Origin of the sequence: Paenarthrobacter sp. CM16 (assembly GCF_013179505.1) — a bacterium.
Taxonomy (GTDB): domain Bacteria; phylum Actinomycetota; class Actinomycetes; order Actinomycetales; family Micrococcaceae; genus Arthrobacter.
Genome location: NZ_JABMCX010000356.1, coordinates 1 through 4,186 on the forward strand (window position 1 = coordinate 1; position 4,186 = coordinate 4,186).

Sequence of the window (4,186 nt, forward strand, 5' to 3'; positions counted from 1 at the left end):
GGCGACCTTAGTTTCGATCTTCAGGACTACACCAACGACCTCGGCGCCAACTCCGTCTCCGGCGACCTGACCATCAGGCTGCCACACGACGTAGGCCTGGACATCGTGGCGAAATCCGCCAGCGGAACTGTGGTGATCGACGACCAACTTTATGCCCAGCCCGGCAGTAACGTGCACACGATCGTAGGCCCTGACGAGAAGCTCATGTTGGTGCGCACCAACACGGTCTCCGGCAAGACGTACATCATGCACGGCTCGGCCCCTGAACCGGAGAACAACCACCAGGTCCCCGGGGAAGCGGGCCTCTGATGCCTCCCGTCTTTGCCCATGGAGCGCTACGCCTCTACCTGCTGGCCCTACTCGAGGCCGGCCCCAAACACGGATACGAACTGATCAAGGCTCTCAGCGACCGGTTCGGAGGCACCTACTCCCCCAGCGCCGGAACCATCTACCCGCGCCTGAGCAAGCTCGAAGAAGAGGGGCTGGTGGCCACCGGAACGGAGGGGCGCCGGACGAAGTACTTCATCACCGATGCGGGCCGCGCTGAACTTGATGGACGGCGGGAGGAACTGGCGGGCGTCGAGGACACCATCTCGGCTTCGGTCAGGCGGCTCGCCGACAACCTTCGGGAAGACATCAGGACCAATATGCGTGGCCTGCGGGCAGACCTGGCTGCCACCGCGGAGGCGGCGCGCACCAATGCGACCTCCGCCGCTTTCCGTAGCCGTGCCTCCGGCTACACCCCGGAGGGCCAGCGCATGTTGAAGGAAGCCGAGCTGATGGTTCAGGCTTTCAGGGATGACATACGTGTCGAGCTGCGCCAACACGGGGCCACACATCCATTGACGCCGGTGGCACTCGAAACGGTGCGCACGGTGCTGGATCAGGCCCGCATCTCGATCAGGAATTCGTTGCAGAACTGATCTCCAGCCGGACCGGATCTACGCAGAGCCGTTCCCGGTTCGCGAGCCGGCACCCTGATGTGCGAAACTGGAGGGCAGCTCTATTGAGTATCAATCATTGAAGGAGGCCAGCTATGAGCAAGCGTGCACGTAAGCGTCGTGACCGTAAGCGCGGCGGCGCGAACCACGGCAAGCGTCCCAACACCTAAGCCAGCGGCTTAGTGTCACAGGCTTAAGAGCGAGGGCCCCGGAAACCATGCGGTTTCCGGGGCCCTTGGCGTTTCACGCCCATTTTTGCCCAGCGGTTTTGATCAGGCTTCTACCGGCTTGATGGAGTGGATCCTGTCCAGAATTGAGTTCTTAAGGTTCTCCGGCGCTGATTCAGTGCACGAGCGCTTCACCATGGTACGGATGAGGCATTCAAGGTCATACTGCTCTGAGCATTCCTCGCAAGTATCCAAGTGCTGCTTGATCTCGCCGAGGTCCTCGCGGGTCAACGCGCCGTCGAGGTACTCGTAGATCCGCTGCATTCGCGTATCGTCGCAATCGCCCAATCCCTGGCAGTCGCTCATTTCTCTTTCTCCTGATTGTTGCTTCCGGCCGCGGCCTGATCTTCGGTTTGGGCCCTGAAGCCCCGTTCGGTGGCGTAGTCCGCCAGCATGTCCCGCAGCATCTTCCTGCCGCGGTGCAACCGTGACATGACCGTGCCGATGGGAGTATTCATGATTTCTGATATCTGCTTATACGCATAGCCCTCGACGTCCGCGAAATAAACAGCCAGCCGAAATTCCTCTGGAATGGACTGCAAGGCGTTTTTGACATCAGAGTCCGGCAAGTGGTCCAGCGCCTCGGTTTCCGCGGACCTCAGGCCAGCGGAAGTGTGGGACTCCGCCTTGGCCAGCTGCCAATCCTCGATCGTGTCCGAGTTGGACTGCAACGGCTCGCGCTGCCGCTTCCGATAAAGGTTGATATAGGTGTTGGTCAGAATGCGGTACAGCCATGCTTTGAGGTTGGTTCCCGGCTTGTATTGATGGAAAGCCGAAAATGCCTTGGTGTACGCCTCCTGGACCAGGTCCTCCGCATCGGAAGGGTTCCGGGCCATTCTCATGGCTGCCGAATACAACTGGTCCACATACTGCATGGCGTCGCGCTCGAAACGCGCCCGCCGTTGCTCGGGACTCTCCGAAGCGACGTCGACGTCGGGTGCGGCCGCTGCGTCTTCCGCGCCGGCCGCCTGGTGCATGGCCGCTGCGGCCGGTTCCGTGGTGCTCATCGTTGCCAAGTCTACTGTCAGCTGCGGGGAATCCGGCTGCGTGCCGTACCCGTGCTCCGGTAGAACCACACGGTCCTTAACCAAAGTCAAAAAATCAACTCCGTTCACCAAGCGGCAACACCTTGCCGCGGCACGGTCTCCACCGCACCACTAGTTCACAACGGCCGCCGCTGGGTAAATATTCCGCAAAGGTGCAAGACTAGAGCAGACTGCACCCGCTGAAACCAAAACTCACTGACATAGTGTGGCAAGCCATCCAGGAGGCAAGACATGTCTGTTATCCGTTTTCTCGCGCGGCCCATGCTCGCGTCCAGCTTCGTCGTAGCAGGTCTGGACAAGCTCAGGAACGCGGACGACACCGCAAAGCAGCTTTCGCCCGTCCTTCGCCGGGCCTCGGAATCACTGCCTTTCAAGACCGATGAGAAGACCCTGGCGCGGGTCATCGGCGGCGCCCAGCTGGGGGCCGGCGCATTGCTCGGCCTGGGAAAGCTCTCCCGTTTCGCCGCAACGGTCCTGGCTATCACCTCCGCCCTGAACTCCTACGTCGAATGGCGCTCCGCGGACATCAGTTCCAAGGAAGGCCGCAGCGCCCGCAAGGCCCAGCTGCTGAAGAACATTTCGCTGACGGGCGGAGTCCTGCTTGCCGCAGTTGACACCGCCGGACGTCCCAGCATTGCCTGGCGCGCAGAACACCTGGCCGCGGATGCCAAAAAGGTGACGGGCAAGCAGATCAAGCGGGCAGATAAAGCAGTACGCAAGGCCGTAGACAACGCAGTTGGAGCATAAGGAAGCATGACAGGTACCACCGCCGAAAACACCGGATCAACCGAGGCCACGGCACTGCCACTCTGGCCGGCCCCCTACGCCAGCGGGCCCGTGGACGCCACGGTGACGGTACCTGGTTCAAAGTCGCTGACCAACCGGTTCCTGGTGTTGGCGGCTTTGGCGGATGGTCCCTCACGGCTTCGGGCTCCCCTGCATTCCCGTGACTCCGCACTCATGATCCAAGCCTTGCGGCAACTGGGTGCCACGGTCAGGGAAGTCCCCGGCGACGGCGACTACGGCCCCGACCTTCACATCGCACCGATGGATCCCGGTGCAACAGGGGCCGAAACGGCCATTGATTGCGGCTTGGCCGGCACCGTCATGCGGTTCGTTCCTCCGCTGGCTGCACTGCGGAATGGAACTACGGTCTTCGACGGAGACCCGCATGCACGCAACAGGCCCATGGGAACCATCATCGAGGCGTTGATCGCCCTCGGCGTTCCGGTGGCGGCAGAAGGCGGCAGGACGCCGTCGGCCCTTCCTTTTGCTGTGGACGGTACGGGCGAAGTCCGGGGCGGCCACCTGGTGATCGATGCCAGTGCTTCGTCGCAGTTTGTCTCCGCCCTGCTGTTGGTGGGTGCTCGGTTCACCGAAGGACTCCATCTGGAGCACGTCGGCAAGCCCGTCCCCAGCCTGGACCACATCACCATGACCGTGGAGGTACTCCGCAGTGTGGGTGTCCAGGTGGACGACTCCGTGCCCAATCACTGGGTGGTCTCTCCCGGCCCCATCCGGGCCTTTGACCAGAGGATCGAGCAGGACCTTTCCAACGCCGGGCCCTTCCTGGCCGCCGCCCTGGCAACACAAGGCACAGTGCGGGTCACCAATTGGCCGGCGGGCACCACGCAGGTTGGCGATATGTGGCGGACCATCCTCGCCACCATGGGGGCCACGGTTACCTTGGAGGAAGGGACACTCTCGGTGACGGGCGGGCCCGTCATCAAGGGCGCCGACTTCGACGAAACCAGCGAACTCGCACCCACGGTGGCCGCCTTGTGCGCTCTGGCTGACAGCCCGTCCCGACTCACCGGAATTGCCCATCTCCGGGGTCATGAGACAGACCGGCTCGCGGCACTTGTCCATGAAATCAACTCGCTGGGAGGCGACGCCGAGGAGACTGCCGACGGCCTCATCATCCGCCCCGCCGCCCTGCGTGCAGGGGTGGTCCACAGCTACGCGGACCACC

The 4,186-nt window shown here is 62.5% G+C and carries 6 protein-coding genes and 1 pseudogene; 5 read left to right on the forward strand and 2 right to left on the reverse strand.

From position 1 onward, the window contains the following. From HP499_RS21545 to HP499_RS25590, 3 genes and pseudogenes are all read left to right on the forward strand, one after another. A pseudogene (locus HP499_RS21545) lies at positions 1-309 on the forward strand (hypothetical protein); the annotation flags it as partial. Beyond that, entirely contained in the window at positions 309-923 is a 615-nt protein-coding gene (locus HP499_RS21550) for a PadR family transcriptional regulator (RefSeq protein ID WP_172326150.1), read from the forward strand. The pseudogene HP499_RS21545 and the gene HP499_RS21550, both read left to right, overlap by 1 nt. A gap of 113 nt (positions 924-1,036) precedes the next feature. After that, the gene (locus tag HP499_RS25590) at positions 1,037-1,111 is read left to right on the forward strand and encodes a 50S ribosomal protein bL37 (protein WP_369299106.1); all 75 of its coding nucleotides are present in this window, start codon (positions 1,037-1,039) and stop codon (positions 1,109-1,111) included. 102 nt (positions 1,112-1,213) lie between these two features. Here the strand turns inward: HP499_RS25590 and rsrA are convergent, their stop codons facing one another. Both rsrA and HP499_RS21560 read right to left on the reverse strand, forming a co-directional pair. Then, positions 1,214-1,474: a mycothiol system anti-sigma-R factor gene (gene rsrA, locus HP499_RS21555; RefSeq protein WP_026540100.1), complete on the reverse strand. Its 261-nt coding sequence runs from the start codon at positions 1,472-1,474 to the stop codon at positions 1,214-1,216. Next, the gene (locus tag HP499_RS21560) at positions 1,471-2,265 is read right to left on the reverse strand and encodes a sigma-70 family RNA polymerase sigma factor (protein WP_305849759.1); all 795 of its coding nucleotides are present in this window, start codon (positions 2,263-2,265) and stop codon (positions 1,471-1,473) included. The genes rsrA and HP499_RS21560 overlap by 4 nt, the downstream gene beginning before the upstream one ends. 180 nt (positions 2,266-2,445) lie before the next feature. Here HP499_RS21560 and HP499_RS21565 point away from each other — a divergent pair, with 180 nt between their 5' ends. Together HP499_RS21565 and aroA are read left to right on the forward strand one after the other, a co-directional pair. Continuing rightward, positions 2,446-2,961, forward strand: a complete 516-nt coding sequence (locus HP499_RS21565; RefSeq protein ID WP_172326151.1) for a DoxX family membrane protein — start codon at positions 2,446-2,448, stop codon at positions 2,959-2,961. Positions 2,962-2,967: 6 nt separating this feature from the next. Beyond that, positions 2,968-4,186, forward strand: a 1,219-nt coding sequence (gene aroA, locus HP499_RS21570) for a 3-phosphoshikimate 1-carboxyvinyltransferase (protein ID WP_172326152.1), incomplete at its 3' end; no start/stop codon positions are given.

What these genes read in the sequence shown, in the direction of transcription:
- HP499_RS21565 (WP_172326151.1), top strand. Translation starts at nt 2,446, where the DNA reads ATGTCTGTTATCCGTTTTCTCGCGCGGCCCATGCTCGCGTCCAGCTTC.
- rsrA (WP_026540100.1), bottom strand. Translation starts at nt 1,474, where the DNA reads ATGAGCGACTGCCAGGGATTGGGCGATTGCGACGATACGCGAATGCAG.
- HP499_RS21550 (WP_172326150.1), top strand. Translation starts at nt 309, where the DNA reads ATGCCTCCCGTCTTTGCCCATGGAGCGCTACGCCTCTACCTGCTGGCC.